We start from the raw sequence: 1,672 nt of genomic DNA, 5'->3' as shown, positions 1-1,672 counted from the left end.
GGCGCTCAGGATCCCCTGAGCGCCGCGAAACGCTTTCAAGGGGAGGAAACCATGTACACCGCTGTCGAGGGGGCCCGCGTCCCGATCCGGATGTGGGCGGACCCCGCGTCGGTCGAAGACCAGGCCATGCGGCAGCTGCACAACGTCGCGAACCTGCCGTGGGTGCACGGCGTCGCCGTGATGCCCGACGTCCACTACGGCAAGGGCGCCACCGTCGGCAGCGTCATCGCCATGCGCGACGCCGTGTCGCCGGCCGCGGTCGGTGTCGACATCGGGTGCGGGATGAGCGCCGTCCGGACGTCGCTCACCGCCGCCGATCTGCCCGACGACCTCGGGAAGCTGCGCCGGCGCATCGAATCGGCCGTGCCGGTCGGGTTCGGGCTGCACAAGACGCCGGTGAACCCGGCGAAGGTGCACGGTGTCGGTGGCTGGGACGCGTTCTAGAAGCAGTTCGGCGAGCTGCACACCGGCGTCCAGGAGCTGCACGACCGGGCCGCGCGGCAGATCGGCAGCCTCGGCGGCGGCAACCACTTCATCGAGGTCTGCCTCGACGACGACGGCCGTGTCTGGCTGATGCTGCATTCGGGTTCGCGCAACATCGGCAAGGAGCTGGCCGAGCGGCACATGGCCGTCGCGCGGAAGCTGCCGCACAACGCCGACCTGCCCGACCCGGACCTCGCGGTGTTCGTCGCCGGCACGCCGGAGATGCAGGCCTACCGGCGTGACCTGTTCTGGGCGCAGGACTACGCGGCGCGCAACCGCGCCACGATGGTCGCGCTGGTGAAGCAGGCGGTGCGCGACGAGCTCCCGCAGGTGACCTTCGACGACGCGATTTCGTGCCACCACAACTACGTCGCCGAGGAAACCTACGACGGCGTCGAACTGCTCGTCACCCGGAAGGGCGCGATCCGCGCCGGATCGGGTGACCTCGGGATCATCCCGGGCAGCATGGGGACCGGTTCGTACATCGTCCGCGGGCTGGGCAACGACTCGTCGTTCCAGTCGGCTTCGCACGGCGCCGGGCGCCGGATGTCGCGCAACAAGGCCAAGAAGCTGTTCACCGCGGACGACCTGGCGGCGCAGACGGCCGGCGTCGAGTGCCGCAAGGACTCCGGCGTGGTCGACGAGATCCCGGCGGCGTACAAGGACATCGAAACGGTGATCCGCGCGCAGACGGACCTGGTCGAGGTCGTGGCGCACCTCAAGCAGGTGGTCTGCGTCAAGGGCTGACGGTACCTTGGCGCCATGACGAGGGGTGGAACGACGGCCGCGTTGCTGGCCGCGAGCGCACTGCTGCTGGGCGGGTGCGCCGAGGTCGGCAACGCGGTCGACCAGGGGTCGAGGACAGTCGGCAAGGTGGGCGTCTGCACCGAGGCACTCGGGCTCGCGGACCTGAACCCGCTGGTCGACCCGGACAAGCTCAAGGCGCGGGCCGCGGACAAGGAGAGGCGGCTGCGCGAGCTCGCCTCGGACGTCCAGGACCAGAACGTCAAGAACGCGCTGCTCGGCATGGCCGGGTCCTACGTCGAGGTGCAGAAGGAACGCATCGAGGACGCCGGCGTCGTGGCCGGCTGGGTGCAGCGCAACGTCAAGAAGCTCGACGCCCTCCGCACCGCCTGCAGTTAGCGAGCACCCGGCTCTCATGCGCCCCAATGTGGCGTTCGGTGCGTTG

At 69.9% G+C, this 1,672-nt stretch carries 1 protein-coding gene and 1 pseudogene; both read left to right on the top strand.

The genetic code is table 11. The features are described from left to right. Positions 1-51 precede the first annotated feature (51 nt). Positions 52-1,230 (top strand): annotated as a pseudogene (locus tag ACWEVN_RS47845) (RtcB family protein). Positions 1,231-1,245: 15 nt separating this feature from the next. Continuing rightward, positions 1,246-1,626 carry a hypothetical protein gene (locus ACWEVN_RS47840; protein ID WP_452055711.1) on the top strand — a complete coding sequence of 127 codons (381 nt, stop codon included), beginning with the start codon at positions 1,246-1,248 and terminating at the stop codon, positions 1,624-1,626. Positions 1,627-1,672: the final 46 nt, after the last annotated feature.

The sequence above is a fragment of the Amycolatopsis sp. NPDC003861 genome (genome assembly GCF_053605405.1).
Note: the sequence above shows the minus strand (reverse complement) of the source record. Positions and strands in the feature narration are given on the sequence as shown.